At 50.4% G+C, this 23,855-nt stretch carries 34 protein-coding genes and 1 tRNA gene; 13 read left to right on the top strand and 22 right to left on the bottom strand.

Translation table 11 applies throughout. The features are described from left to right. Positions 1 to 18 precede the first annotated feature (18 nt). On the top strand, positions 19 to 405 hold the full coding sequence (locus LY264_RS08200) for a hypothetical protein (protein ID WP_249457611.1): 387 nt from the start codon (positions 19 to 21) through the stop codon (positions 403 to 405). Here the strand turns inward: LY264_RS08200 and LY264_RS08195 are convergent. The 9 genes from LY264_RS08195 to LY264_RS08155 form a co-directional block, all read right to left on the bottom strand. Next, a complete protein-coding gene (locus LY264_RS08195) occupies positions 349 to 1,179 on the bottom strand; it encodes an antitermination protein (RefSeq protein ID WP_121540631.1) in 831 nt (276 codons plus the stop codon). The two genes, LY264_RS08200 and LY264_RS08195, sit on opposite strands and share 57 nt — an antisense overlap. Positions 1,180 to 1,194: 15 nt before the next feature. Next, entirely contained in the window at positions 1,195 to 2,190 is a 996-nt protein-coding gene (locus LY264_RS08190) for a DUF968 domain-containing protein (RefSeq protein ID WP_249457608.1), read from the bottom strand. Continuing rightward, a complete protein-coding gene (locus LY264_RS08185; RefSeq protein WP_003034743.1) occupies positions 2,187 to 2,873 on the bottom strand; it encodes a phage regulatory protein/antirepressor Ant in 687 nt (228 codons plus the stop codon). The genes LY264_RS08190 and LY264_RS08185 overlap by 4 nt, the downstream gene beginning before the upstream one ends. 13 nt (positions 2,874 to 2,886) lie before the next feature. After that, on the bottom strand, positions 2,887 to 3,273 hold the full coding sequence (locus tag LY264_RS08180; protein WP_000767088.1) for a RusA family crossover junction endodeoxyribonuclease: 387 nt from the start codon (positions 3,271 to 3,273) through the stop codon (positions 2,887 to 2,889). After that, positions 3,270 to 4,148, bottom strand: coding sequence for a phage N-6-adenine-methyltransferase (locus LY264_RS08175; protein WP_249457605.1), 879 nt, complete (start codon positions 4,146 to 4,148; stop codon positions 3,270 to 3,272). Before LY264_RS08175 ends, LY264_RS08180 begins: the two co-directional genes overlap by 4 nt. Next, positions 4,145 to 5,011, bottom strand: coding sequence for a conserved phage C-terminal domain-containing protein (locus LY264_RS08170; RefSeq protein ID WP_249457602.1), 867 nt, complete (start codon positions 5,009 to 5,011; stop codon positions 4,145 to 4,147). Before LY264_RS08170 ends, LY264_RS08175 begins: the two co-directional genes overlap by 4 nt. Beyond that, positions 5,001 to 5,180, bottom strand: coding sequence for a DUF4222 domain-containing protein (locus tag LY264_RS08165; protein ID WP_003034732.1), 180 nt, complete (start codon positions 5,178 to 5,180; stop codon positions 5,001 to 5,003). Before LY264_RS08165 ends, LY264_RS08170 begins: the two co-directional genes overlap by 11 nt. 172 nt (positions 5,181 to 5,352) lie before the next feature. Continuing rightward, complete coding sequence (locus tag LY264_RS08160; protein ID WP_047722332.1) at positions 5,353 to 5,904, bottom strand: YmfL family putative regulatory protein; 552 nt, start codon at positions 5,902 to 5,904, stop codon at positions 5,353 to 5,355. 28 nt (positions 5,905 to 5,932) lie between these two features. Then, the gene (locus LY264_RS08155; RefSeq protein ID WP_044702968.1) at positions 5,933 to 6,175 is read right to left on the bottom strand and encodes a transcriptional regulator; all 243 of its coding nucleotides are present in this window, start codon (positions 6,173 to 6,175) and stop codon (positions 5,933 to 5,935) included. A 136-nt stretch (positions 6,176 to 6,311) separates the two neighbouring features. Between LY264_RS08155 and LY264_RS08150 the strand changes: the two genes are divergently transcribed. Beyond that, positions 6,312 to 6,998, top strand: a complete 687-nt coding sequence (locus tag LY264_RS08150; protein ID WP_048220746.1) for an XRE family transcriptional regulator — start codon at positions 6,312 to 6,314, stop codon at positions 6,996 to 6,998. Here LY264_RS08150 and LY264_RS08145 read toward each other — a convergent pair. Beyond that, entirely contained in the window at positions 6,990 to 7,871 is an 882-nt protein-coding gene (locus LY264_RS08145) for a BRCT domain-containing protein (RefSeq protein WP_249457600.1), read from the bottom strand. The two genes, LY264_RS08150 and LY264_RS08145, sit on opposite strands and share 9 nt — an antisense overlap. A gap of 374 nt (positions 7,872 to 8,245) precedes the next feature. Further along, a complete protein-coding gene (locus LY264_RS08140) occupies positions 8,246 to 8,692 on the bottom strand; it encodes an ECs1072 family phage-associated protein (RefSeq protein WP_181553950.1) in 447 nt (148 codons plus the stop codon). A 749-nt stretch (positions 8,693 to 9,441) separates the two neighbouring features. Between LY264_RS08140 and rdgC the strand changes: the two genes are divergently transcribed. The 9 genes from rdgC to LY264_RS08095 all read left to right on the top strand — a co-directional run bounded on the left by rdgC (position 9,442) and on the right by LY264_RS08095 (position 14,288). After that, complete coding sequence (gene rdgC, locus LY264_RS08135; protein ID WP_249457597.1) at positions 9,442 to 10,359, top strand: recombination-associated protein RdgC; 918 nt, start codon at positions 9,442 to 9,444, stop codon at positions 10,357 to 10,359. Positions 10,360 to 10,466: 107 nt separating this feature from the next. After that, positions 10,467 to 11,006 (top strand): HD family hydrolase, encoded by a 540-nt coding sequence (locus LY264_RS08130; RefSeq protein WP_249457595.1) that lies wholly within the window; start codon positions 10,467 to 10,469, stop codon positions 11,004 to 11,006. Continuing rightward, positions 10,994 to 11,170: a hypothetical protein gene (locus LY264_RS08125; RefSeq protein WP_001253787.1), complete on the top strand. Its 177-nt coding sequence runs from the start codon at positions 10,994 to 10,996 to the stop codon at positions 11,168 to 11,170. Before LY264_RS08130 ends, LY264_RS08125 begins: the two co-directional genes overlap by 13 nt. Then, positions 11,167 to 11,421, top strand: coding sequence for a hypothetical protein (locus LY264_RS08120; protein ID WP_249457593.1), 255 nt, complete (start codon positions 11,167 to 11,169; stop codon positions 11,419 to 11,421). The genes LY264_RS08125 and LY264_RS08120 overlap by 4 nt, the downstream gene beginning before the upstream one ends. Next, entirely contained in the window at positions 11,418 to 11,762 is a 345-nt protein-coding gene (locus LY264_RS08115; RefSeq protein WP_048216131.1) for a hypothetical protein, read from the top strand. Before LY264_RS08120 ends, LY264_RS08115 begins: the two co-directional genes overlap by 4 nt. Beyond that, a complete protein-coding gene (locus LY264_RS08110) occupies positions 11,755 to 12,282 on the top strand; it encodes a hypothetical protein (protein ID WP_249457591.1) in 528 nt (175 codons plus the stop codon). Before LY264_RS08115 ends, LY264_RS08110 begins: the two co-directional genes overlap by 8 nt. A gap of 1 nt (position 12,283) precedes the next feature. Then, positions 12,284 to 12,847: a 3'-5' exonuclease gene (locus tag LY264_RS08105; protein ID WP_249457589.1), complete on the top strand. Its 564-nt coding sequence runs from the start codon at positions 12,284 to 12,286 to the stop codon at positions 12,845 to 12,847. Between the two features lie 50 nt (positions 12,848 to 12,897). Continuing rightward, positions 12,898 to 13,107, top strand: a complete 210-nt coding sequence (locus LY264_RS08100) for a hypothetical protein (protein WP_001096408.1) — start codon at positions 12,898 to 12,900, stop codon at positions 13,105 to 13,107. Between the two features lie 2 nt (positions 13,108 to 13,109). Beyond that, positions 13,110 to 14,288 (top strand): phage integrase Arm DNA-binding domain-containing protein, encoded by a 1,179-nt coding sequence (locus tag LY264_RS08095; protein ID WP_249457586.1) that lies wholly within the window; start codon positions 13,110 to 13,112, stop codon positions 14,286 to 14,288. A 34-nt stretch (positions 14,289 to 14,322) separates the two neighbouring features. On the opposite strand, the gene LY264_RS08090 is transcribed toward LY264_RS08095, so the two are convergent. Then, positions 14,323 to 14,706, bottom strand: a complete 384-nt coding sequence (locus LY264_RS08090; protein ID WP_109862868.1) for a hypothetical protein — start codon at positions 14,704 to 14,706, stop codon at positions 14,323 to 14,325. After that, positions 14,696 to 15,463 carry a hypothetical protein gene (locus tag LY264_RS08085; protein WP_109862869.1) on the bottom strand — a complete coding sequence of 256 codons (768 nt, stop codon included), beginning with the start codon at positions 15,461 to 15,463 and terminating at the stop codon, positions 14,696 to 14,698. Before LY264_RS08085 ends, LY264_RS08090 begins: the two co-directional genes overlap by 11 nt. A gap of 416 nt (positions 15,464 to 15,879) precedes the next feature. On the opposite strand from LY264_RS08085, the gene LY264_RS08080 reads away from it, so the two are divergent. Continuing rightward, a tRNA-Pro gene (locus LY264_RS08080) sits at positions 15,880 to 15,952 on the top strand. 208 nt (positions 15,953 to 16,160) lie between these two features. Beyond that, a complete protein-coding gene (narP, locus tag LY264_RS08075; RefSeq protein ID WP_003834605.1) occupies positions 16,161 to 16,808 on the top strand; it encodes a nitrate/nitrite response regulator protein NarP in 648 nt (215 codons plus the stop codon). A gap of 96 nt (positions 16,809 to 16,904) precedes the next feature. Here narP and LY264_RS08070 read toward each other — a convergent pair whose 3' ends face one another. The 9 genes from LY264_RS08070 to napC all read right to left on the bottom strand — a co-directional run bounded on the left by LY264_RS08070 (position 16,905) and on the right by napC (position 23,855). Continuing rightward, on the bottom strand, positions 16,905 to 17,954 hold the full coding sequence (locus LY264_RS08070) for a cytochrome c-type biogenesis protein CcmH (RefSeq protein ID WP_032944027.1): 1,050 nt from the start codon (positions 17,952 to 17,954) through the stop codon (positions 16,905 to 16,907). Then, entirely contained in the window at positions 17,951 to 18,508 is a 558-nt protein-coding gene (dsbE, locus tag LY264_RS08065; RefSeq protein WP_003834613.1) for a thiol:disulfide interchange protein DsbE, read from the bottom strand. Before dsbE ends, LY264_RS08070 begins: the two co-directional genes overlap by 4 nt. Continuing rightward, complete coding sequence (locus LY264_RS08060) at positions 18,505 to 20,460, bottom strand: heme lyase CcmF/NrfE family subunit (protein WP_048224655.1); 1,956 nt, start codon at positions 20,458 to 20,460, stop codon at positions 18,505 to 18,507. Before LY264_RS08060 ends, dsbE begins: the two co-directional genes overlap by 4 nt. Beyond that, positions 20,457 to 20,936: a cytochrome c maturation protein CcmE gene (ccmE, locus tag LY264_RS08055; RefSeq protein ID WP_016150677.1), complete on the bottom strand. Its 480-nt coding sequence runs from the start codon at positions 20,934 to 20,936 to the stop codon at positions 20,457 to 20,459. The genes LY264_RS08060 and ccmE overlap by 4 nt, the downstream gene beginning before the upstream one ends. Continuing rightward, a complete protein-coding gene (ccmD, locus tag LY264_RS08050; protein WP_048215892.1) occupies positions 20,933 to 21,145 on the bottom strand; it encodes a heme exporter protein CcmD in 213 nt (70 codons plus the stop codon). Before ccmD ends, ccmE begins: the two co-directional genes overlap by 4 nt. Continuing rightward, positions 21,142 to 21,879 (bottom strand): heme ABC transporter permease, encoded by a 738-nt coding sequence (locus tag LY264_RS08045; RefSeq protein WP_003027538.1) that lies wholly within the window; start codon positions 21,877 to 21,879, stop codon positions 21,142 to 21,144. Before LY264_RS08045 ends, ccmD begins: the two co-directional genes overlap by 4 nt. Positions 21,880 to 21,955: 76 nt before the next feature. Continuing rightward, a complete protein-coding gene (gene ccmB / locus LY264_RS08040) occupies positions 21,956 to 22,615 on the bottom strand; it encodes a heme exporter protein CcmB (RefSeq protein WP_048215891.1) in 660 nt (219 codons plus the stop codon). Then, positions 22,612 to 23,232 (bottom strand): cytochrome c biogenesis heme-transporting ATPase CcmA, encoded by a 621-nt coding sequence (gene ccmA, locus LY264_RS08035; protein ID WP_048224658.1) that lies wholly within the window; start codon positions 23,230 to 23,232, stop codon positions 22,612 to 22,614. The genes ccmB and ccmA overlap by 4 nt, the downstream gene beginning before the upstream one ends. Before the next feature lie 20 nt (positions 23,233 to 23,252). Continuing rightward, the gene (gene napC, locus LY264_RS08030) at positions 23,253 to 23,855 is read right to left on the bottom strand and encodes a cytochrome c-type protein NapC (protein WP_003027548.1); all 603 of its coding nucleotides are present in this window, start codon (positions 23,853 to 23,855) and stop codon (positions 23,253 to 23,255) included.

The following is a 23,855-nucleotide window of genomic DNA, read 5'->3' as shown; positions in this document are numbered from 1 at the left end:
GGGCTGGATTTATCAACAATGAGTATCGAGGATGATTCCCGTGAGCCTGAATCAGAACGGGCTCTGCGCAAGCGCCTGTCGGATTGGGTTATGAGCCGTCCGTCAGTGAGCCCTGAATATGAAAAAGCCCCGCTTGGTTGCGAGGCCTTGTTTTCTTTTGGGGGAGATTTGCAGATCGACGATGTGATAGGGGAACTAACGCAATTCATCTCGCGAATTTCCCTGTCGTATCGCCGGAAAGCAAAAAACCCGCTCGGTGGCGGGTTTCTTAACTCTGAACATACAATGCCCATCGTTAATGTCAAATATACACAAAAACGGCAACATTGCAAACATCATGACGCTAAATTACGCGATATTTATCACATCTTCACTTTTAGTCACCCGATTCAGTTGAGAGCTTGAATAACTCTCCTCCTGGAAACATTTGGTCACCAGGCTTTCATAGAATGGTTTCCAGCTATAACGCCACGTTCGGTCAGGCAGACTCGGCAACTCAGAAAAAACACCTCGATAGGCAACCGATGATTTTGGCCTGCTGTATCCCCGACCTTCACAGCGCTTACATTCTTTGTAAACCGGTACGCCCTGCAGTTCTGTCGCTTTACGGTCAATAGTCTTACCTGTGCCGCCGCACTGGCATCGCTTACTTAACTTTCCTGTGCCATGGCAGCGGGAACATAACGTATGATCAGTGTCAGTTACATCGCGCTTAACCTCAAAGTCAGATGGTGACTGTCTCAGGTCTTTTGCCCATTGTGGCAATCGCATTGTGTAATGACTTTTAGTCACGGTTTTAGTAGTTGTAAGCAACCCTTTACCACTACATTTTGGGCATGCCACGCTATCAGCGGCTGATGAGGAATAATCGTTATAGGCAAACCGGGCAAGAATACGCATGCAGAGGGGAAACTTTTTCCCTGACGCTTTACGAATGGCCATGGGCGCATGCTCTTTCGCGTACTCCGTTAGCCAAGCTATTGACGCCTCCCTGTCCTGGCTGCTGATACCAGCTTTGCCCAGAAACATTGCCAGGCCTATCCCCGCATCGGCCTGAGTCATCCCCAGTGCAGCCATTACATCAGTAACCGTCAGTTGTTCACTGGCTGTCGCTCTGCTGGTATCTGATATGTGCATACCTTTCGGCGCAAAAAATTTCAGTACATTATCCAGGTTCATACGGTCTCCATACGTTTAAGCTTTCGCAATTACGCCGATCGCCAGCGCCCGATCCATAAAACGCAGTAGCAGCTCAAGCTGCGTACCATGCTTCTGCTCGAATGCTGGTACATCGGCGTGTAACTCGTCGTGGCACTCTCTGCACAGAGGGATCACGAAGAGGTCATGGGCTTTTGTTGCTGTACCACCCATACCGTGCCCTACGATATGGTGCGGATCATCTGCTGGCCGTCGGCAACACTCACAGGGTTGTGTTTTAACCCAGCGGGTGTACGTCTCATTTATCCAGCGACGTCGCTTTGGCCTGAGCATGAAAGATTCTGGAGACTCCGGATCAACAGAGAGCGTGAGGATCTTCTTCGCCTTCTCCTGCACGAGGCTGGTTGCAGAAGCGGAAGGCACAATGTCGCTTTCCCTCATGACAGAGCGGATGTTTTCATCCGGAAGGCGTAGCCCCTTGTGCGCAACGCTTTCCGGTATTACATCAGCCAGGTCGTTCCTGACCATCCACCAGCACAGTTCCGGAAGCGTCAGGATATGCGACTCGGGAAAACCAGAATCACGCCGAATGACTTCCAGAATCCAGGATACCAGGTTTCCGGCCGCTATACCTGCAAGCTGTTCGGTATGCTGCCCCGACAAAGTGTGATCGCAATGCCAGCACAGGCGAATGCTTCCTGGTGGGTGCCGCATTGTTGTGAAGTTCTTGTCGTGCCACGTTGAATGTGGCCACTGGCATTCAAACCGATTACTCAACCATTGCTCAAGGGAAGGAATCCCACCGGCACGCTGAATAACCCGCTCATTCCCGAAGACCTGCCGCATTACCGGATCATCAGCCAGCGGCTGAATGGCTGCCGGAACAGCCCCGGTACTGAATGACGCCATTTCTTCTGGTTCAGGCTCGAGCAGAACGCGACCACGCATGAAGAGGTGCATCAGTTCCGCGCCGGGACGAAACAACACAATCCCCATACGATGGGCTACTTCAGGAGTTAACAAAGCCCTCACGCCGCCTGTCCCCCTGCAATATGTTCAGCCCACAAACCACCAATCCAGCGTACTCCCTTGGCAGTGAAACGCGTCTGGCTGAATGCGTGATTGGATGTGCTCGATGTTCCCGTCTTAACTTCAAATCTTCCCGCGGAAATGTGCTGCGCCATAGGGGTAAGTGTGCCGCCGAGGCGATACAGGATATTGCGTTCAATAAGGAACAGGCGGAACTCAGTTTCTTTTGCGTTGAGCAATTTGGCTACCTGCCGGAATGACATGGAGCCTTTTGCAGAGCAATAACGATCAACAAACTCCACTTTTGGCGCCGCAGCTGCCAGCTGGATGGTCAGTTGCTCTTTCTGCTCGGCTAAATCAGCAGCCAGGCGAAGCGCTTCCGGCAATGAGCGGGGAACACTGACACTCTGCCCTTCTTCCAGTTCCTGCCACCGATCAACAACCGCAGCGGTAAATTCTGGTGACAGTCTGGCAACAATCACCAGAGAGTCGCGTTTGTTAAAACGATACTCCTGGTAAACATTGCCGTTATGCTCAAAATCGAACTGCGCCAACGGCGCGGTTAAAATTCCCGCAGCAACAAGACGCTCAGCCGAGCGTTTCACGTCACTGTGTTTACTCTGAACCAGATCCGCAATATCACGGCTGGACATTGTTACTACACCATTCACGATTAACTGGCTCATACTTTTCTCCATATCAGGCGGCTGCACCCGCCGGTTCATATCTGCTGATCGTTATCTCTACCCGACCTTTCGGCACTACGGGTCCCCATTCCACCAGCATGCGCTTAATCTGGCTGTCGTCTTCCCAGACACCCGCATGCGTCAGCGCGTCAAACAGGGCTTTGTTGTAATTATCGATATCCCGGCGGCGCGCATCCGGCGGGTACAGAGTGATTTCTACCGCTGCCAGTTCAGTCGATGGCTTCGGGAGACGTCGTAATTGCTCAATGATCGCCACGCAGGCAGCGCTCTGGTATTTACGGCCATCAGCGCTAATGAGGTGACGACCGGCCAGCGGCCCCTTGTTAGGGGCGCGCCAGTAAGTGTTCACGCTCGGAGGAAAAGGCAGGATCAGTTTCACGCGGCCTCTCCCCGCATATTGCGAACAAGTTCAGAAGCGGCAGTAATGATTTCGCTGGTGGCCGTTCGTTCCAGCCAGAGTTGATTGATGTTGGCTTTCAGCTTGTTCTGCTGAACCTCGCTTAATACATCAACGCCTTCCACCTGGTTAAACACCAGACCAACCTCGAGAGGCCAGATTCGTGACTCAGTTTCCGATGGTATTACTGGTTCCTTGGCTGCCTGCATTGCAATTGTTTGCTCTTTACCAACGGCGAATTGCGCCAAAGTCATAAACGCCCGACCTTTTGCCTCCAGTTCTGTGCGGTTGATATAGCTGAACCGCTCACCACGCCATGACTTATCGAAGACAGCTATAGCACCGGCAAAAAACGCGCTGGTGGGTTTCTGTTTTTCGTCAGCAGGTACAAACCACACAGGCAGATCGAACCCAATGCGCCCGCGAATGAATACGATGTGATCGGCATCTTCCGGCCACCACGTTTCACTCGGCGCGGCTTTTATCAGGAATACATAGCGACCGCCCTTCTCGCGCTGGGCTGCTGCGTAGTTCATGATGTGCGTCATGCCGGTGATCGCCTGCTTCTCGTGGTACTGCGAACGGCTATACGGTGGGTTGCCATAACCAGCGCCGCCCAGTTCTGCCAGGCGTTCAGACCAGTTCTGTGTTAGCGCGTTATCTTCTGCGGTGTACCATGCCGGGCACTTCGCGTTGTCGTCGTCAGCAAACAAGTCCAGAACTAATGGACCAAATAGCGCGTTAATCCCCCAAAAAAGCAGATCCGGTGTCCGCCACTGATCGCCAACTTCTTTCAATTCGTGGGCTGGTTGGCTACGCAGTGCCGACAGCGCCAGGCAATATTTATTTGTCATCATGAACGGAACCCCGAATTTTCTGGCAGTGAGTAATCAACACTCTGGAAGTTTGCGCGGCTGGCTGAGTTAGTCTCCCATTTGCCGTTAACGCGTTCAGGCCGGCCAGCACTGGACCATTTGGTCGCGCTTTGCAGGTAACCAGGGAAGTTTTTTGGAATGAACAGAGTTGCCGGGCGGAGGTATTGCGCCTGCTCGCTATCACGCCAATCGGCATTTTTGTAATCCACTACCAGGCACAGGTCATCAACCGTGAATTGTTCCCGAAGACGGGCGCGAATATTCTCCAGCGACGTGCTGCATACCTGGTAGCGTGAGCCAGTAGTCTGGTTCAGGTAAGACAAAACCTGTCTGGCCTGATCAGTAATCACAACCTCAGGGTCTGGTTGCGCCGCAACCGGACAAAAGGGTTTTGAAGTTACTTGTGGATCTTGTTTTGATTTTACTGACGGATCCCCACCAGATTCTGACGGGTCAAAACCGCTGTTTTTGCCAGATTTCGACGGGTCAGTTTTTGAGGCGTCAAATTTTGATGCGTCAGATTTTGACGTGTCAGAATCTGACAGTTGAGAAAATGCGGCAGTCTGAAGTTTCGCCACATTCAGCCGATACACGTTCGAAGCATTACGGTTACCATTACGGCGCTGTGTACGTGTGAGCCAGCCATCTTTTTCAAGCTTTGCGATTGCCGTTCTGATAGTGCTCGGGCCTGCGCCAAGCTGGCGAGCAATAGTTTCAATTGACGGCCAGCACACACCTTCATCGCTGCTGAAGTCAGCAAGGCGAGCCATGATCGCAACACTGGACAACTTCATGCCCGACGCTGCGCAACCATCCCATACGTAGCCGGTTAATTTAGTGCTCATGATCGTCCGTTATCTCCCTGAACTTTTGCCTGAAATGCTCAAGTGGGCTGAAGCATTCGTGTGGATAGCCATCTCGCAGGTAGATAACGCGCTGCGTTTCTGGCTCCCAGCGGATAACACGGACTGGCACTCCGCGGTGATCTTTGAACCTTCGGTTAAGTTCGCGCACAGGCGTTTTGCCCTCCGATAGTAGACCCCCACAATTACGGCAGCCTGGCTGTGGTTACATGACACCCAGCGATTTGATACTTTGCATTCATACCGAAACAGCGGAAGACCCGGCACCGGGATCATTCGTAGTTGCGGTAAGTAAGGATTTACGATTAAATTGCTCATGCGGATTATTTCTCCATACTCGAAGAGTTGTTCGCCAAGGCGCCCGGAGCTGCACACTCGCGGGCGTCACTCTTTTCTGGAAGGCAATAAACTCGTGAAATCAGGTTCAGGAACGTCATAAGCGTTACCCGGAACTGGTAGGCGATTTCATTCAGACTGTCCCACTCCCCTTTATCAACCACACCATCATCAATGTATCGACGGTATGCGTTGACCAGATCCCCAAGCCTGCCCACCAGCTCAGCTAGCTTTAAACCAATCTCTTCGTTCTCTGTTTCTGGTGCCGCGCCAGGGATATGGATCCCGTTATCTGTTTGGCGAGAAAACGCATCAGCTATGTAGCTAACACCGGCGGCTTTCTGTAATACCATCGCCCATCCCATAGGGAAGATCTGATCCCCGTCGACACGAAGGCGGTTAAACAATGCGTTCTCTGTCACGCCCAACCATTCCGCTGCCTCGGCATAACCACCAGGTAGATCGGTGATCGTTTTTTTTATCGCCGCCACCAGCCATGCTGGCTGACGTTCGACTTTCCAAATAGGCTCGTTACCCACGGCTTACCCCTTAGTTCTGTGGTTACAATTACGCTGCTGAATCTTTAATCTTTTGAAAAATATCAGGACGTAATTTCTCTCTTGAAACTCCGGTGACCTTTTCAATTAGCGCTGATAGTTTTGCTGGTGGTTTTTTCTCTCTGTTCAGCCAGTTCCAGACCTGCTGTTGTTTCACTAATCGCCCAGAACTAGCGGTAAGCTTGCGCGCTAACTCTGATTGGCCACCAGCCAGAGCGATTGCCTCTGAAAGGGCTAACTGCTCGGGAGTCATAGCTTTCTCCTGTATCAATACATAAAAGTTGTTGCCGATAGAGATTATACAATCTTAACAACTTTTATCACAACTTTTAGGTGTTGGAAAGCTAAAACATAAAGTTGTAATCTCACCATAAATAAGGGGGGAAGTTGTGAACACACTGGCGGAAAGACTGAAAATTGCGAGAGAAAAAACAGGGTTAAGCCAAGCTCAACTCGCTGAATCCATAGGTGTTTCTCAACAATCCGTAGCAAAAATAGAAAACGGAGATACATTGCAACCGCGAAAGATAAAAGAAATCGCAAATGTATTAGGCGTTAGCCAAAAGTGGTTGCAACTAGGCATTGAGGAAAATGCTTCACTTTCTGATTTTGTGGTTGGAGAGGCTGAAAGTGCCAGTTTAGACCCTGCCATTTTCGCTGACATACCAGTACTAGATGTTGAGTTATCAGCAGGAAATGGGTGTGAAGCCGAAATTGTGGAGTCTGTAATTGACTGGTTTCCTATCCGAAGAATGGATTTAAGGAAAGCTGGAGTCAGCGCTACAAATGCTAGGATCGTAAAAATTTGGGGGAACAGCTTATTGCCAGTTCTCAATAACGGCGATCATGTTGCTGTTGATATAGCACAGACAAATCCTATCCGAGATGGCGATTTATACGCTGTTAGAGATGGGGTCCTGCTAAGGGTCAAAGTGCTAATAAACCAACCTGATGGTGGTTTAATTATAAGAAGCTTCAACAAAGATGAGTATCCAGATGAAATACTCACCTTCAATGAACGCCGCGCAAGAATTCATGTTATCGGCAGAGTGTTCTGGTCATCACGTTCATGGTAATACGCTAAATAGCATTTCCTCTGAGATAATTTTTAGCTTTGCACCATTATCGTCGCGATAGCTAACAGCTTTCTCTATCTTTCTCCCATGGCTGGAAAATTTCCAGTCTCTGGATGATAGGGTTCCGACAACAAGGAAGTCCAGTTTTTGGGTAATTCCATTACTTATTTTTCCCCCTGCACTTTTGATCCGTTCCTCTACCACCGCTCGTTTACCTGCCATAAAGGTACCCGTTAAACAGTAGGTTTTGTCCGCAAGATCAACGAGTGCATCATTATCAATCGGTAGCCTCGTCGCTAATCCATCAACAACCCCGCTGTCTAGATCGCATCCAGTAAAGTCAACAAGTGCTTTATGTAGAGTTTCGCTTTCCTCTGGAGTTATTACCCCATCGTTAAGGATATCTTTTATTAGAATGTACAAATCCTTCCCTGGGTAGTTACTCTTAAGAGCCCCATTTTGGGTTAACCACCAATCGAGATATCTAATTTCATCTTCCGTCAAGGTCCTATCCGAGATCAGCCCTTTACACAATCCATTAAGAAGATGTAGATCCATTTCAGCAGAGTAAAAATAAATCCCAGGAATATCTAAAATTTCTCTTTGGATTTTTGTCAGACTGTTTTTGAGTTCTTTTCTTTCTTCCTCTGTAATGACACCATCAGCTAAGATATCTGAGACCCTCGCCGATAGACTCTTAATAACGCCATTTCTTATAATTTGATTTGCTTCAAGTAGCCATGTGTCAAGGTAAAGAACTTCCTCATCTCTTACCACCCCATCAGCAACAATACCATCAATGATACTGATTAGGTTCGCAAACAACTTATCTCTATTGTGTGTGTAATTAAATACGTAAAGCTTGTCTTCCATACAGCCTCCTCTTTTTTATACATCCTTGCATTCATCTCATCTTCAATCAAACCACATAAAGTTGTTGACATCGTGCATCTCCACAACTAAATTACAACTTAAAGGTGTTACACAACAGCGAACAGGCAGGACGCCCACGAAGTAGCCGCCCGGGGCATATGAAGGCCGGGATGATTCGCTAACACATAAATTCTCAAGGGACTTCTGGATGAAAGAGAACGAACCACATATTTATGCCGGTAGCATGAGCAACGAAGAGCTTTATCAGTGGCTGTGTAAGAAGGTCGAAGCAATGGCGCATCTTCGTCAGTTACATATGGATAAAGCCTCCTGTGTGCGGAGGCTTGCAGAGGTGGATTCAATGATCACTGAAGCTACCCTTGAATCTCAATTAGAAATTTCTCGGACAGCTCAGGGTCCCACTCAGCGTCCAAATAATCAGGGAAGTTAACTGGGTAATTAGAGTGAGTAATGCGCGAGAGATATTCACTTGCTGGCTCTGGAAGAGCAGAGAACTGGATTTCATCGTGCAGGGCAAGCAGCGCATCAGTAAGCGTTAAATCTCGAATTACTGACAGCGGCCATTTGTATTTGAGAAGCAACTTGTGGTGAAGAGCCTGTTTTCCGTTAAGTCCATTGAGTTGATTCCCGTACTTCTTACGGTGCTCATAGAGAATGATGTCGAGAGAACAGATTAGCACGGCGCGGTTTGTGACACAGGAAACTTCAGAGCTATCAACATAGCCACTGATTTGGATACCGCGAAGTTGAGCAATATTGCTTTTGATCTGCGTAAAGAGGTGAGCGATTCCATTAATCATTTTGATTCCTTCGGGGTTGTAGGGACTTTGAAGGATACCACCACGCCTGATGTGGTTAAAAGCAGGCCAAAGCAATAACAAGTAACTCCCTGTTCTGGCGGCCCGGTGTTTTCCCGTGTATTTCCGGTAACCGCCAGCCTTTTTCAGGGCACAACGACGAGAGCATTGACGAGCAAGGCATAAGTGCTGGTTCGATTCCAGACAGTCCCATTCAGTTGGGAGGGTTGGGCAGGGAAAAGGTTCGTTCGATTCGAACACCGGCAGTGCTCTCTTCGTTGTGGTAAATGGCGGGGCTGACCGTCAAACGGTTGAGAAAAGATAAGCAGGCGAAACGTTCTAAGCGAGCATACGGACTGATCGAACGCGGATGGAACGGGCGGTTACGATATTGAAACACCGCGCCACTGAGCTGGAGTTCAGCACCAGCAACCACAACCAAATCACGCTTAGGACCGTGATAACCGTAGTTCCAGTATTGCTGTGTGTAGTCTTGGCGGTACCAGGGTCTTCAACCTTATGCAAGGGGGACGAAGATAATGTTCTACCTCGGTACCGCCCTTTTTACGCAACAGAAAAGGGCATCACCGGGCGACGGGCTCATAACCCAATCCACCCGGGCAAAAAGAAAGCGGTCTCTCAAACCGCCAACCAATGCAGGTGCCCTTCTCTGTTGTGTATGGAGAAAGTTCGGCGGTGGCAGCTGCCGCAACTTCGTGTATGGACTAAAACCTTGTGCAGAGGAAAGTTAAATGAAATTACCTAAGTTCCGTAACGCAATCGTGTACCGCGCCACACTACCTGGAATTGAAGCTATCGAGGGGCATCTGCTTGAACTCCCCTACTCCGAGATTGGTGAAACTGAGTTTTCACGCGCCTCTTTTGTACCAAACCCGATCACTGGCGAATTGGTCACCCCAATATCAGGTGGGTATGCCATCGTGCTCCGCCATGATCAGAAAATCATTCCCCAGCATGTTGTTTTGAAGGAAGCCGCAGCACGGATCCAAAGAATCGAAGATATGTCCGGGAGTAAAATCAAACGTATCGAACGATTAGCAATTATCGACAGCGTCCGCGTTGACCTGTGTAAACAGGCATTTGTTAAATCAACGCTGATCCTTGCGTTGTACAGCACCAATGAAAAGCTATTAGTGGTCAATACGACCAATAAAAATATTGCCGGTATGGCTGTAGCTATGCTGGTGAAAGTTGTCGGTTCCGTTAAAACAGAAACAATCAACATTAGCGATATTAAGAACGGTTTAACTACGCGTTTGAAAAACTATATCAATGGCGTGGCCAATGATTTTGAAGGGTTTACCGTCGGCAATTATATCCAGCTGTCCCGCCTTGCCGATCAAAAGGAAGTTATTCGCTACTCAGCTGAACACGACTCAATTCAAAGCGAGCTAGCTGATAGCCTTAATAGCGGCTTTACCGCTGATAAAATGGAGCTAGCAGGATGCGGTGTATCGTTCATCCTCACCGAAAATTTCCATTTTTCGCGCATCAATACCCAAGCCCAAACATTCAACGATGAAGATGATAAAGCATTTCAGTGGCGTCATCAGGCCGGTGCTGATCTTTTCCAATTCAGTAAAGTAGTGAACCTGATGTGTGATCTTCTTTCCTACAAAGAAGATCAGTCACAAAAACCAGCAGCCTAACAAATACCACTCTAATTAACCCATGTAATGGGTTGGGTTGCTGCACGCTAAATTCAGCAATTCATTAATTTAATGGCGCGGTGCAGCGCGCCAATATGGAGAAAACCATGATCTACATTCAGACATTATCCGGTAAAAAATTTAACTACCTGACCGCCACAATCGACGATATCGATGTTGAGGATATCGCGACTGCTCTTTCCAACATCTGTCGATTCGCTGGGCATCTCCCAGAGTTCTACAGCGTGGCCCAGCACTCTGTGCTTGTAAGCCAGATTGTGCCGCCAGAGTTCGCCTTTGAAGCGCTGATGCACGACGCTGCGGAGGCATATTGCCAGGATATTCCAGCCCCGCTCAAAGCCTTGCTGCCTGACTACCAGCGTATGGAAACTTATATTGATGGGCTTATCCGCTTTAAATTCGGTATCTCTCTTGAACAAGCTGCTGTCGTGAAATATGCCGATCTAACCATGTTAGCTACCGAGCGCCGTGATCTGGAAATCGATGACGGTTCGAAGTGGGAAATTCTCGAAGGTATTCCCTGCTCTGATCTCGTTCAGGTTATCCCTCTCCGTCCTGGTCAAGCCTATGGCCTGTTCATGAACCGCTTTAACGAACTGGTGGAGCTGCGCCAATGCGCCGCATGAAGGTAAAAGAACTCGTTGCGGAGGCTTTTGCCTCCGTTGCTGAACTGCCACCGAAGCATGCACCGCTTATGCGCGAAGTCGCCACCAGACTGGAAGCTACGTTCGCAGCATTAAAAGAGTCTCTGGTGCAATTGGAACAGGAACGTAAAGGTAAAACGCCATGACTGTATTTGAATATCTCCAGTCTCATCCGAATACCACCAGCGGTGAAATCGCCAAAGGTATGAACAAAAAGACACCCGCGGTCGCTGGCGCATTATCGCAACTCTATGGCACCGGCCGGATCGTGAAGTCCGGTGTTCGCAAGGGCATTCCAACATACCGTGTTAATGATATGCCATTTGGGTGCAGTAACAGCCTAACCATGATGTTTAACCAGCTATTAAATAGAGCCAGACAGGGAGCAGCACAATGAGTAAATCACTGAACGCACGTTGCATCCGTCGCTGGACTGTCGAATTTAAAAGCCGCTGCGATTCAAAATACAGTCCGTACTGGCGTAAGCACCACCTTCGCAGTTACATCCGGGAATGCGCCCTGACCACCGCTGATTGCATGGTCGAACGTATGGCTGAGGATAATGCGATGGTAGATTTTCAGGGGGCTAATCGAGGGTGGTCGCCGGAGTTCTCTGCCTGGTACCACGAACGCCGAGAACAGTATCTCAAAGAGGCGCGCGACTATCTGAACGAAGATGCCACAAATGACGAGGTCGACGAGGAAATCCAGAACGAGCTGGAGGCATGGAATGACTAAAAGCACAAACCACCCGGTGCACGGTCCTGTATCTGTCGATCGCCTGCACCTGATACGCGAGCACCTGCAACATGATACCCAGTACTCAAACGGCGGGAACAGAGCATACATTCTCGCTGATGTATTGAAGGTGATTGATATGGCAATTACATCGTTTGGCGCTGAGCCTGTGGCGTGGACAGACGAGGAGGAGTTGCGCGACGCGAAAGTTGCTGGAATCGGTTATTTGTTTGGCATTGACAAAGATGCCAATAAATTTGCTGACCCACGCCGCCAGATAATGCTCTATCGCCACGCACTGCCAGTTCCGGTAGTGCCAGATGGTTACGTTATTGTGCCGATTGTTCCTACCGAGGACATGATTATTAACGGCTTCGAATCGGTTCCAGATCCGCACTTCAGCGATGAAAAAGAGTGGGAGGAATACGAAGCATTGAGTGGATGTCAACAGGCGGCGCGCCGGGCTGAGTTGTGCTGGGCAGCAATGATTAAAGCAGCACCAAAACAGGAGAATATTTAACGTGAACAATTTAATGATCGACCTCGAATCCATGGGCAAAAAACCGAATGCCCCTATCGTCTCCATTGGTGCCGTGTTCTTCGATCCGCAAAGCGGTGAACTGGGTCAGGAGTTTTACACCGCCGTTAATCTTGAAAGTGCTATGGAACAGGGAGCAGTGCCGGATGGTGACACTATTCTGTGGTGGTTAAAACAAAGCCCAGAAGCACGATCAGCAATCTGTGTTGATGATGCTCTGCCAATATCGTCTGCCCTATCTGAACTGAGCCATTTCATTAACCGACATTCTGATAACCCGAAATATTTAAAAGTTTGGGGCAATGGAGCTACTTTCGACAACGTTATATTGCGCGGCGCATATGAGCGCGCCGGCCAGGTTTGCCCGTGGCAATTTTGGAACGATCACGACGTCAGAACCATCGTCACATTAGGCAGAGTTGTGGGTTTCGATCCTAAGCGAGATATGCCATTCGATGGGGTTGCACATAACGCACTGGCCGATGCCCGCCACCAGGCCAAATACGTTTCAGCAATTTGGCAACGTCTACTGCCCCACCAGCAATAATTTATAAATATGAAAGCCCGGGTGCAGCCGGGCTGTATGGAGAATCTGTCATGGCAAAACTAATGAAGGCGAGTCAGTGGGGTAAACGCGAATTTACCAAAGACTCGATCCCGGATAATCGAACCATTAAACGTTGGGTTGAAAACGGACTTCTCACAGGCAAAATCGTAGACGGATCTGTTTGGGTCTGCGAGTCTGAAAAATGGGGGGTCGACTCAATGGTTAATCATACGGTTCGCCAGCTTATCAGTGAGGGTTAACCATGGCAGCCAGGCCAAGAAAAAGAGAATACCGCCATCTACCCGAATATCTAATATTCGATAAAGATCGCGGCGTTTATAAATTTACGCTCATTACTGGGAAAAAAAAGAATATTGGTAAAGACAGGGCTGTAGCGATCGCTATAGCCCGTGAATACAACCTAAGAATGAGACCTGCAAATGTACCATCAGTAGAAATACTTGTCCGTGAATCTGGCGGTGTAACTGGGGAAGCAAAACCATTTGCTGAACACGTAGATCATATTATGGAGCGGGCGATTGAGAATGAGCGCCCTTCACAGAATACACTCGACGATTGGAACAACGATGCTCTGAGGGTGAAAGAATTCTTCATCAGCATACCAGCTTGTGATATTGAGCTGGAGCATGTGAACGCCTATATAAATCACTATCATGCCGAAGCATCAGCGAACGTACAAAACAGGAAAGTCAGCTTTCTTAAAAAATTATTTTCTTATGCGGTCGATGAATCGCTAATGTTCGATAACCCGGCAACCCGTAAAAAAATGCGTAGGACAGAAGAGAAGAAACGCCAGCGCCTCTCACTTGATAACTTTAAAGCTATCAGGCGCGCAGCAGAGCCATGGTTACGGACCGCGATGGATTTGGCATTGCAGACAACACACGCACGATTGGAGGTTTCACGGATCCGTTACTCCATAAGAGAGCCTAAAGACGGCATTTGCGGGTGTCTATGGTTATCGCAACCAGAAAACGGTATTTATGGGACGCTATACATCCACAGGCAGAAAGTGCAAAAAAAAGAGGCATCTCACGTTGCAATCCCGATTGGGGAAGAGTTGAAGCGGATAATTGACGATAGTCGAGATAATGTTGCCAGTCCGTTTGTCGTTCACAGGATCCCAGAACGGCAGGTTAAACGCAGCAAAGAGGTTTCACACCCTACTCAAGTTGCACCGGATTATTTAAGTCGGTCGTTTTCAGCTACGCGTGACAGGCTAGGTTTATGCGACAATCTACCGATGGACGAAAGACCAACCTTTCACGAAATCAGAGCGCTGGCTGCGCATCTTTTCGATCAGCAGGGCATCGATCCGCAAGGACGAATGGCGCATAGCGATGCGAAATCAACCAAGATTTACACACAAAACCATATCGATTGGGTAATTGTGCCACACGGGGAAATAAGTTGTGGCTAAAACAAAACCGGCCTCTTCTTAGGCCGGTTTAAGATTAGGATGCCGCTGCTTTGGTCATATCGACGCAACGTTTAATTAGTTTTTCCGCAGTCTTTATTGCAGTGCTCGACTGAGTTGGGGTTATTGTATCGGCAAGTCTGTAATCACAAATGATACGCTGATCCTTCAATGACTGAAGCGCATAACCTAAACCGACCAATTCAGATTTAGTGTAAGGTTCGTTACCTTTCCACGCATCACTAACGAGATAATCAATAAGGCCTTGGTGATTATCTTTAGGACCATTAGTTAAACATGGGAGGACATGATGATATGCTCCGTAATACGAACGGGCTATTGCATTCCTGAAGCCAATTTCATCATTTCTTTTCTCACAATCTTTTGCGAACTCTATGAAATCATTGCTACTAACAGGCACGTATAGTCTCCTTCGAACCACCTTCAAACCATACGCTAAATGGCTTTCCTATTAGACTATCGTTTTCGGCTAAAGAAAAGGCGATATCTAGGTTCATATCTGATAAAACATCAGCATCAAAAGTATTCACAGCCATAACATATGAAGATGTTTTTTCTTCCGGTACAGCAAAGAAAGATACTGCTATAGGGTTAACTTTATAGCTATCCAGTACACCAACCACTCGCAGAGCGATATCCTGAAACTCACTATCTGAAATGCCAGTGGTCTTCTTGAAGAGCGCATATTGTTGCTTTGCGGTCGAAGCAAGTGTTCTCAGCATATCAGCATCCTTTTCATCAACCATACCCATCAATTTATGAGCATAGTGGATCGCCTTATCAATATTGCCCATGAAAAGATTACTTTCCCAAGCACTACCAACCATCAGCTGGGTATGAAAATGATCAACTAACTGGCTCACAGCTTCATGAAGCTCACTATACGTACCATAATCGCTAAGATACACGACGTAGTTTTGAGCAATAATCGAATTCTTCTGCTTCAAAGCCTCTTTGAAAAAGGCAACGGCAACATCTTTTCGCCCATATGCCCCATGCGCCAAAGCCTTCAGATAGTCTTCTGAGGAACTATCCTTAAGCTTTTCTATATCCCTTATGTATCGATAAAATTGCATCTCACTAATCTTAGTCTTAGATGCAAGAATATCGACCAGCTCACTGCTGATTTCGTTCGCTTTGAGCGCCGGTTGTGGCATTAAATCACCTTTAAAAAAACGACGAGCTATGTTGCCTCAACATCCAGCAATCTTAGTTAGTTTGAGAAGATTACATGAGGATGATCGTAAATTCCAATAGGCCAAAATGGCCGAAAATCCAAGTGATTATTGACTTTAGGCTAAACATAAAACAATTAACAACCAAAGTTGTAGTAGTTAGACACTTTAAAGAACAAGTCTGTGGATAACTTAGCTTTATCCACAGAAAAACATATCAAAAGCGAAAACAAAAAGTGCTATAGACTGGACCTATTAATATAGTAATGCTCCAAAAAATGACCATTTCGAAATGGGGAGAAACCACCACCTAAGTCATTGATGTATATAGAGCAGATTTTGCTAAAAAAGCACTGTTTGTTTATACATACGAATAGTACCTAACATCAGAAATGGTGCGGTTCTCAGCAGGTTATAAGCGGCGTCATGGGGTGTCGGGGGTCGGAGGTTCAAATCCTCTCGTGCCGACCAAAAATCCCCAAAAAAACCAACCCTTGCGGTTGGTTTTTTTATGTCTGCGATTCCGCATTCCTGAGTTTTACAGCAGCCTTCAGCACAGGTTTTACTACTTACCCATGCACAAATTGGGGTAAAATTCATCCTCTCATCAGCGCGATGAATCTGGACGATTGATGCGCTGAAAACAATAATGATACTAATAAAAGCTCAGGAGAATAGTATGCCTGAAGTAACGCCTTTTCGGGTGCTGATTGTCGACGACCACCCACTCATGCGGCGGGGAATTAGTCAATTATTGCAACTGGATCCCGCATTTGACGTAGTCGCTGAAGCAGGCGACGGCGCAAGTGCTATCGATCTGGCAAACCGTCTGGACCTTGATGTGATCCTGCTGGATCTCAATATGAAAGGTATGAGCGGGCTGGACACCCTGAATGCGCTGCGTCGGGACGGCGTCACCGCGCAAATTATTATTCTTACCGTATCGGATGCCGCCAGCGATGTGTACGCCTTAATTGATGCCGGCGCGGATGGTTATTTACTGAAAGATAGCGATCCCGAAGTCTTGCTGGAAGCCATTCGTAACGGCGCAAAAGGTGGTAAAGCGTTTAGCGCTCGTGTTAGCGAATATCTGCGCGAACGTGACCTGTTTGGTGCGCAGGAAGATCCATTCAGCATTCTCACCGAACGCGAGCTGGATGTGTTACACGAGCTGGCTCAGGGGCTGTCGAATAAACAGATTGCGTCGGTACTGAATATTTCCGAACAGACGGTGAAGGTGCATATTCGTAACCTGCTGCGCAAACTCAACGTGCGTTCTCGCGTTGCTGCCACCATCCTGTTTTTGCAAACACGCGGCATGCAGTAATCAATGAGATGCCGGATGGCGACGCAACAGCGTCTTATCCGGCCTACAAAGCTCGCACAGGCCCGAAAGCAGCACGCCTTCGGGCAATCTGGACTCTTACTTCTCCTGCGGCGTTAGCTGCTCCATCGCCTGCTTAATGCTGCGTTCTATCACCGCCCGACGGGTATCATTGGCCGGTAATAATTTCAGCATCATCTCCCATGCCGCAACCGCCTCACCAAAGCGCTGCTGTTCAAAAGCGTTAAACGCGTACATGCTGAGAACCCGCACGTTGGCATGCTCGCCGCGCACCAGCTGGCGTAACAGCTCCCCTCCCCTGCGATTATCGTCAGGATCGGATGAACGGGTCAGTGCTTCCGCATAACCCAGCGCCGCATCGCTGTTTTTAGGATCCAGTCGATAGGCATTGGCATAGGCTTCAGTGGCCGTACTGGCGTTACCGAGTACCATGCCAATACGCCCAAGCATGATCCAACCTTCAACGTTTGTAGGATCGGCTTGTAAACGCGTGCGCAGCCCCAGCGCCAGACGTGTCATATCTTCTTCATTGAGCGGGTCAGCTTTCGGATCCAACGCGCGTTCCAGCAGCGCCGGAGCCTGAGCGGTGGCCTGCTGCCAGACCTGAACCTGCTTATAGCTGCCGGTTTCATAATAGCTCACCGCGCCAACGATCAGCGCCACCACGATGCCGGGCACAAACAACCCAAATCCACCGCGCTTGCCATCCGGGATAACGTCGTCAGGAAACTCTTCAAGCTTCACCCGGACGCGTCGGCGAGTACGGGCAAAAATAATCCAGCCGCCCAAACCAATCGCTACCACCGGCATCACCCACAAAAGCACAGTAAGCGGCGTCAACGGCGGATCGTAGGTGACAAAGTTGCCGTAGCGCGCCACCATATAATCGACAATTTCTTTCTGGCTTTTCCCTTCCTGCATCAGTTCGTACACTTTCTGGCGCAGGTCGGTGGCAATCATCGAGTTAGAATCGGCGATACTGTTGTTCTGACATTTAGGACAGCGCAGCTGTTCGGTAAGCTGACGGAACTGCTGCTCCTGCGCTTCATCCTTAAACTGCATCACATCGATGGTCGCCAGCGCAGATCCCGAGATAACCAGCATCAGCAGGCCCAGTAAAAATCTCATTGCGCAGCCTCCTTACTGTACTTATCCCACAACGGTTTGATCTCGCTCTCCCACACCCTGGCATTCAAATCACCGGCATGGCGATAGCGAATAATACCTTTACCGTCGATCAGGAACGTTTCCGGCGCGCCGTACACGCCAAGATCCAGACCGAGCATACCGTCGCCGTCAAACAGGCTTAATGAGTAAGGATTGCCCAGCTCTTTCAGCCAGACAATGGCTTTCTGACGATCGTCTTTATAGTTCAGACCCACCACCCGCACGCCTTGTGCAGATAGCTGGTTCAGATACTGATGTTCGGCGCGACAGGTCGGGCACCAGGTCGCCCAGACGTTCAGCAGTACCGGTTTGCCCTGGGTCAGCACATCGGCCTGATAATGCTGACCCGGATTCTCCAGCGACTCCAGGCGGAATGTCGGAACGGGTTTGCCGATCAGCGCCGATTCCAGATTCGTGGGATCGTCTCCCTGAGCGTTACGCGCCAGCTGCCACAGCAGCGCCGCCGCAATGATCAGAAAAATAATAAACGGAATTAACAGTGCGTTGCGCTTCATACAGCCTCCGACGCATTTTTTTGCACCGCGGCGCGAGGACGCGCGCGCTGACGATAGCGTGGATCAAACAGGCAGAACAATCCGCCCAGCGCCATCAGCAATCCTCCGGCCCAAATCCAGCGAATAAACGGTTTGTAGTACAGACGCACAGCCCATGCGCCGTTATCCAGTTCTTCACCCAGCGCGGCGTACAGATCGCGCGTGAATCCGCCGTCAATTGCCGCTTCGGTCATCATCGAACTGGTGCTGTTATAGAAGCGTTTTTCCGCATGCAGCGTGGCTTCCGGTTTACCATCTCGGGTAACGCCAATAATGGCGACACCGCCCCGGTAGTTAGGTCCGGTAATATCTTTCACTTCGCGGAACGTGAACTGATAGTTATGGATACTGACGCTATCACCTGCTTTCATGCGCACATCGCGTTCAACGCTGTAGTTCTGGCTGAAGGCAATACCGACAATAGTAATCGCCAGCCCAACGTGGCCCGACACCATGCCCCAATAGCTTGGTGTTAATTTCGTTCCGCGGGAAACACGCAGGAATGCTTCGGACATCGCCAGCACGAATATCCAGCATGCCATCGCCAGCCCTACCACCGTCATAGCGGCAACTCGATCCTCAAACAACCACGGCAGCAGCAGCGACAGAACAAGCGTGGTGACAAACGCGATAATCAGTAACGTTTTCAGTTTACGCGGTCGGTCACGGCCCCAGCGCACTAATGGCCCAATACCCAGCAACAGCGCGAACGGCGCCATCAGCCAGGTAAACATGGTGTTGAAGAACGGTTCGCCAATCGAAATACTGCCCAGACCCAGTTGTTTGTGCACCAGCGGCAGCAGCGTGCCCAAAAGCACCACCAGCATGGCGGCAATCAGCAGAACGTTGTTGCCCAACAGCAGAGATTCACGCGACCACAGCGCGTTGTTCACCCGTGAGCGGACCTTGTGACCGCGCACCGCAAACAGCAACAGGGAGCCGCCAATCACCAATACCATAAAGGCCAGAATAAACATCCCGCGCGACGGATCGGAGGCGAAGGCATGCACCGATACCAGAACGCCGGAGCGCACCAGGAAAGTACCTAACAGGCAAAGCGAGAATGCGCAGATTGACAGCAGCAGCGTCCAGGCTTTAAAGCTGGCACGCTGTTCGGTTACCGACAGCGAGTGCATCAGCGCCGTTCCCACCAGCCATGGCATAAACGAGGCGTTCTCAACCGGATCCCAGAACCACCAGCCGCCCCAGCCCAGCTCGTAATAGGCCCAGGCCGAACCGAGTACAATACCCAGCGTCAGGAACACCCATGCCGCCAGCGTCCACGGACGCGAAAAACGGGCGAAGGTACTGTCCAGTCGTCCGCTCATCAGCGCGGCAATCGCAAACGCGAAGGCCACGGAGAAGCCGACATACCCCATGTACAGCAACGGCGGATGGAAAATCAGTCCCGGATCCTGCAACAGCGGGTTCAGGTCGCGCCCTTCAATAGGGAAGTTGGGCAACGTACGGGCAAACGGGTTGGAGGTAAACAGAATAAACAGCAGAAAGCCAACGCTTACCATCCCCATCACCGCCAGCACGCGAGCAACGATGTCCAGCGGCATACGCTGGCTGAACGCCGCAACGGCGAACGTCCAGCCGCTCATCAGCAGCACCCATAGCAACAGCGAGCCTTCATGAGCCCCCCAGGTTGCCGCGACCCGATACCAGACCGGAAGCTGGGTATTGGAGTTGCTGGCAACGTAGGTGACAGTAAAGTCATTAACCACGAAGGCGTTGACCAGAATCAGGAACGCCCCCATCACGCAGATAAAAAGAACCCAGGCAAAAGGCCGCGCGGAGGCCATCATTCGCACGTCGCCGCGCGCTACGCCCCACAGCGGATAGACTGACAGTAGTAACGCCACGCCGAGCGCAAGGCACAACAGCGCATTGCCAATTTCAGGCATCATGACGTTTTATCCTTATAAACACTTTCCGGGCGACGATGGTTTTCCTGCATCGCTTTTTCGACTTCCGGCGGGGTGTAATTCTCATCATGTTTGGCAAGAACCTCTTTGGCCTGCACATGATTTCCTTCGTTCAGTTCGCCCTGAACAACAACACCCTGCCCTTCGCGGAACAGATCCGGCAGAATGCCTTCGTAGGTGACATCCACCACACCTTCGGCGTCATAGATGCTGAAATTTACTTTTAGCGATTGCGGATCGCGCTTTACGCTACCGGGCATCACCATTCCGCCCACGCGCAGGCGCTGACCGACTTCGGGCATCTGCTGCGTTTCGCGCTTACCGTAGAGTATCTCTCCCGGCGTATAGAACAGGTCAATATTAGAACGCAGCGCATAAAGCACCAGCGTAATGGTCAACGCCAGACCCGCCAGTACCGCACAGGCTATCCATAACCGATTTTTACGTCGAATATTCACGCCGCCTCCCGTTGCACTTGCGCCGCACGCATACGCGCTTCTCTCGCCCGCTGCTGCGCTACACCGCGTAAAATTGCGCGATGTTGTAACGTGGAATGCAGTACCAGCACCACCAGCGGGATAACGCTCATCGCTACGGCAAGCCAGACATACAAGGCGTAGCCGCCCATCGCGAAAAAATCACTCCATGATGCAAATGCAGGGGTCATTGGCGGCCTCTTTTTAAGATCAGTTCGCTCACCCACGGGCGGCGTTTTTCCATCATCAAAATCAGGTTACGCATGCGCATCAGCGCCAGCGTGACAAACAGTAACAGATAGCCGACGATTGCCAGACGCAGCGGCGTACGCATCGCCGGATCGATGCTTTGCTGCATGCGGGTAGAACCCTGATGCAGCGTATTCCACCACTCAACCGAGTAGTGGATAATCGGTAAGTTGACCACGCCAATCAGCACCAGAATACCGGCGGCACGACCTGCCAGACGGCGGTCGTCAAAGGCATGCCACAGCGCAATGGCACCCACGTAGAGAAACAACAGTACCAGTTCAGAGGTGAGTCGAGCATCCCAGACCCACCAGGTTCCCCACATCGGTTTGCCCCATGCGGAGCCGGTCACCAGCGCAATAAAGGTAAACACTGCACCAATCGGCGCCATCGCAGCCAGCGCCAGATTGGCCATTTTCATCTGCCAGACCAGGCCGATAAACGCGGCAACAGCCATCGAGGCATAAATGCCCATCGACCAGATTGCCGCCGGAACGTGCAGATAAATAATGCGATAGCTCTGCCCCTGCTGATAATCCGCAGGCGCAAAACCAAAGCCCCAGACCCATCCCGTTATGAGTACCACCGCGCTGGCAATCGCCAGCCACGGGATAAACCAGCCACAGATCTGATAGAGCCGAGGGGGCATCGCCAATTGATGAAGTGTTTTCCACATAGTTCAGTCACCAGACTCCATAAATTAAAATCCGTTGTGCCAGAGCGCCTTGCCCGGCCTACACATCTAATTCTCGTTACTGCACGCTTATCCGTAACGCCGCGGCTGTGGCAAACGGGCTTAACGTGGCGCTGCCGACCAGCAACGCGCCCAGAATTGCCATGTACCCTTCAACCGGTAAGTGCATAGAAGCCGCATCCATCGCGGCGGTTGCAAAAATCAGTAAGGGTATGGTGAGCGGGAGCACCAGCACGCTTAGCAACACGCCGCCGCGCTTTAAGCCCACCGTCAGCCCCACACCCGGCGCACCGAGGAAGCCCAGCGTCGGCGTTCCGAGTAACAACGTCAGCGCCATAATTTTCCAGCTGTACATATCCATGCCCAGCAGCAGCGCCACTAGCGGCGAGAGAATCAACAGCGGCAGGCCGGTCACGACCCAGTGCGCCATCACTTTCGCCAGCACCACGGCCGGTAGCGGTAACGGCAGCAGCATCAGTTGCTCAAGGCTGCCGTCCTGCAGATCATCACGAAACAGGCGTTCCAGCGCCAGCAATGACGCCAGCAGCGCCGCAACCCAAATGATGCCCGGCGCAATGCGCGCCAGAAGCTGCGGCTCCGGCCCAATGCTCAGCGGGAACAGCGTAATAACAATCAGGAAGAACCATAAAGGATTGGCGATTTCCGCACTATGACGAAACGCAACTCGCAGTTCTAAACGGAAGATTCGCCACATCATTGCGTTGCCCTCTCGCTGGTCAGCGCAATACGTCGCACTTTATCGGTTTCGACATTGAGCGGTTGGTGGGTGGTGAGAATAACAATACCGCCCTGCTCCGTATGCTGCGCCATACGCTGAGTCAGTCGCTCAACGCCGTTCACATCAATGGCGGTAAAGGGTTCATCGAGGATCCACAGCCGGGCGCGGGTCAGCCACAAACGGGCCAGCGCCACACGCCGCTGTTGTCCGGCGGAGAGCTGGTTCACCGGGATATCTTCATATCCGGCAAGTCCCGCCTGCGCCAGCGCAGCCAGACACAGTGCAATGTCGCCGTCATGATGGAAGAAACGCAGGTTCTCCAACGCCGAAAGCCGGGTTTTTATCCCCGGCTGATGTCCGATCCACAGCAGTTGCTGATGGTAGCTGTCCCGCACGTAATGCAGCGGCTGCTCTTGCCAGCAAACCTCCCCTGCATCGGGACGCGCCAGCCCGGTAAGCAACCGCAGCAGAGTGGTTTTCCCTGCGCCGTTGCTGCCGGTAATTTGTACCCATTCCCCTGCGTTGACGCGAAATGACAGATTGCTGAACAGTATTCTGTCATCTCGCTCGCAAAGTAATTCTCTGGCTTCAAGCATACCTGGTTATCTACATCCTGTTAAAAGCCCGGTTTGACTTCGCGCATATCAGGCAGTTTGTGCGCTATCCCTTTATGACAGTCAATACAGGTTTGCCCGTCTTTCACGGCCTGGTCGTGCATTTTGGCCGCAACGCCTTTCTGGGCGGTTAAATCCATAAACTCGAAGTTGTGACAGTTTCGGCACTCTTGCGAATTATTATCTTTCATACGCCGCCACTCATTTTGCGCCATCGTCAGACGATGGTCTTCAAATTTCTGCGGTGTATCTATCAGCCCCAGTGCTTTCGCGTACAGCTCTTTACTGGCCTTGATCTTACGGATCATTTTCGGGCCCCACTCATGGGGGACGTGGCAATCAGGGCAAGTCGCTCGCACACCACTGCGGTTGTTGTAGTGTACGGTTTCCATGTATTCCTGGTATACCGTATTGCGCATTTCGTGACAGCTAATGCAGAACTCTTCTGTATTGGCCTTTTCCATACCGGTATTAAAGCCGCCCCAGAAAATAATGCCGCCCACAAAGCCGATTAACAACAGCGTGCCGAGCGCCAGACGGCTGGGGCGACGCCACCATTGCCAGACGCGCTTAATCCAGCCTGGTTTACGGTTAGAATTTTCCAT

Source organism: Citrobacter portucalensis (assembly GCF_023374935.1).
GTDB lineage: Bacteria > Pseudomonadota > Gammaproteobacteria > Enterobacterales > Enterobacteriaceae > Citrobacter > Citrobacter portucalensis.
The sequence above is the reverse complement of the archived record's forward strand: the minus strand, read 5'-3'. Positions and strand labels throughout refer to the sequence as shown.

Excerpts from the sequence above, each read along its gene's own strand:
- LY264_RS08185 (WP_003034743.1), bottom strand. The coding sequence starts at position 2,873 with ATGAGCCAGTTAATCGTGAATGGTGTAGTAACAATGTCCAGCCGTGAT.
- LY264_RS08070 (WP_032944027.1), bottom strand. The coding sequence starts at position 17,954 with ATGAGATTTTTACTGGGCCTGCTGATGCTGGTTATCTCGGGATCTGCG.
- LY264_RS08085 (WP_109862869.1), bottom strand. The coding sequence starts at position 15,463 with ATGCCACAACCGGCGCTCAAAGCGAACGAAATCAGCAGTGAGCTGGTC.
- LY264_RS08110 (WP_249457591.1), top strand. The coding sequence starts at position 11,755 with ATGACTAAAAGCACAAACCACCCGGTGCACGGTCCTGTATCTGTCGAT.
- LY264_RS08170 (WP_249457602.1), bottom strand. The coding sequence starts at position 5,011 with ATGAGCACTAAATTAACCGGCTACGTATGGGATGGTTGCGCAGCGTCG.
- dsbE (WP_003834613.1), bottom strand. The coding sequence starts at position 18,508 with ATGAAGCGCAACGCACTGTTAATTCCGTTTATTATTTTTCTGATCATT.
- rdgC (WP_249457597.1), top strand. The coding sequence starts at position 9,442 with ATGAAATTACCTAAGTTCCGTAACGCAATCGTGTACCGCGCCACACTA.
- LY264_RS08100 (WP_001096408.1), top strand. The coding sequence starts at position 12,898 with ATGGCAAAACTAATGAAGGCGAGTCAGTGGGGTAAACGCGAATTTACC.
- LY264_RS08130 (WP_249457595.1), top strand. The coding sequence starts at position 10,467 with ATGATCTACATTCAGACATTATCCGGTAAAAAATTTAACTACCTGACC.
- ccmD (WP_048215892.1), bottom strand. The coding sequence starts at position 21,145 with ATGACCCCTGCATTTGCATCATGGAGTGATTTTTTCGCGATGGGCGGC.
- LY264_RS08115 (WP_048216131.1), top strand. The coding sequence starts at position 11,418 with ATGAGTAAATCACTGAACGCACGTTGCATCCGTCGCTGGACTGTCGAA.
- LY264_RS08155 (WP_044702968.1), bottom strand. The coding sequence starts at position 6,175 with ATGACTCCCGAGCAGTTAGCCCTTTCAGAGGCAATCGCTCTGGCTGGT.
- LY264_RS08060 (WP_048224655.1), bottom strand. The coding sequence starts at position 20,460 with ATGATGCCTGAAATTGGCAATGCGCTGTTGTGCCTTGCGCTCGGCGTG.
- LY264_RS08200 (WP_249457611.1), top strand. The coding sequence starts at position 19 with ATGAGTATCGAGGATGATTCCCGTGAGCCTGAATCAGAACGGGCTCTG.
- LY264_RS08145 (WP_249457600.1), bottom strand. The coding sequence starts at position 7,871 with ATGGAAGACAAGCTTTACGTATTTAATTACACACACAATAGAGATAAG.
- LY264_RS08095 (WP_249457586.1), top strand. The coding sequence starts at position 13,110 with ATGGCAGCCAGGCCAAGAAAAAGAGAATACCGCCATCTACCCGAATAT.
- narP (WP_003834605.1), top strand. The coding sequence starts at position 16,161 with ATGCCTGAAGTAACGCCTTTTCGGGTGCTGATTGTCGACGACCACCCA.
- ccmA (WP_048224658.1), bottom strand. The coding sequence starts at position 23,232 with ATGCTTGAAGCCAGAGAATTACTTTGCGAGCGAGATGACAGAATACTG.
- napC (WP_003027548.1), bottom strand. The coding sequence starts at position 23,855 with ATGGAAAATTCTAACCGTAAACCAGGCTGGATTAAGCGCGTCTGGCAA.
- LY264_RS08125 (WP_001253787.1), top strand. The coding sequence starts at position 10,994 with ATGCGCCGCATGAAGGTAAAAGAACTCGTTGCGGAGGCTTTTGCCTCC.
- LY264_RS08120 (WP_249457593.1), top strand. The coding sequence starts at position 11,167 with ATGACTGTATTTGAATATCTCCAGTCTCATCCGAATACCACCAGCGGT.
- LY264_RS08195 (WP_121540631.1), bottom strand. The coding sequence starts at position 1,179 with ATGAACCTGGATAATGTACTGAAATTTTTTGCGCCGAAAGGTATGCAC.
- ccmB (WP_048215891.1), bottom strand. The coding sequence starts at position 22,615 with ATGATGTGGCGAATCTTCCGTTTAGAACTGCGAGTTGCGTTTCGTCAT.
- LY264_RS08175 (WP_249457605.1), bottom strand. The coding sequence starts at position 4,148 with ATGATGACAAATAAATATTGCCTGGCGCTGTCGGCACTGCGTAGCCAA.
- LY264_RS08045 (WP_003027538.1), bottom strand. The coding sequence starts at position 21,879 with ATGTGGAAAACACTTCATCAATTGGCGATGCCCCCTCGGCTCTATCAG.
- LY264_RS08140 (WP_181553950.1), bottom strand. The coding sequence starts at position 8,692 with ATGATTAATGGAATCGCTCACCTCTTTACGCAGATCAAAAGCAATATT.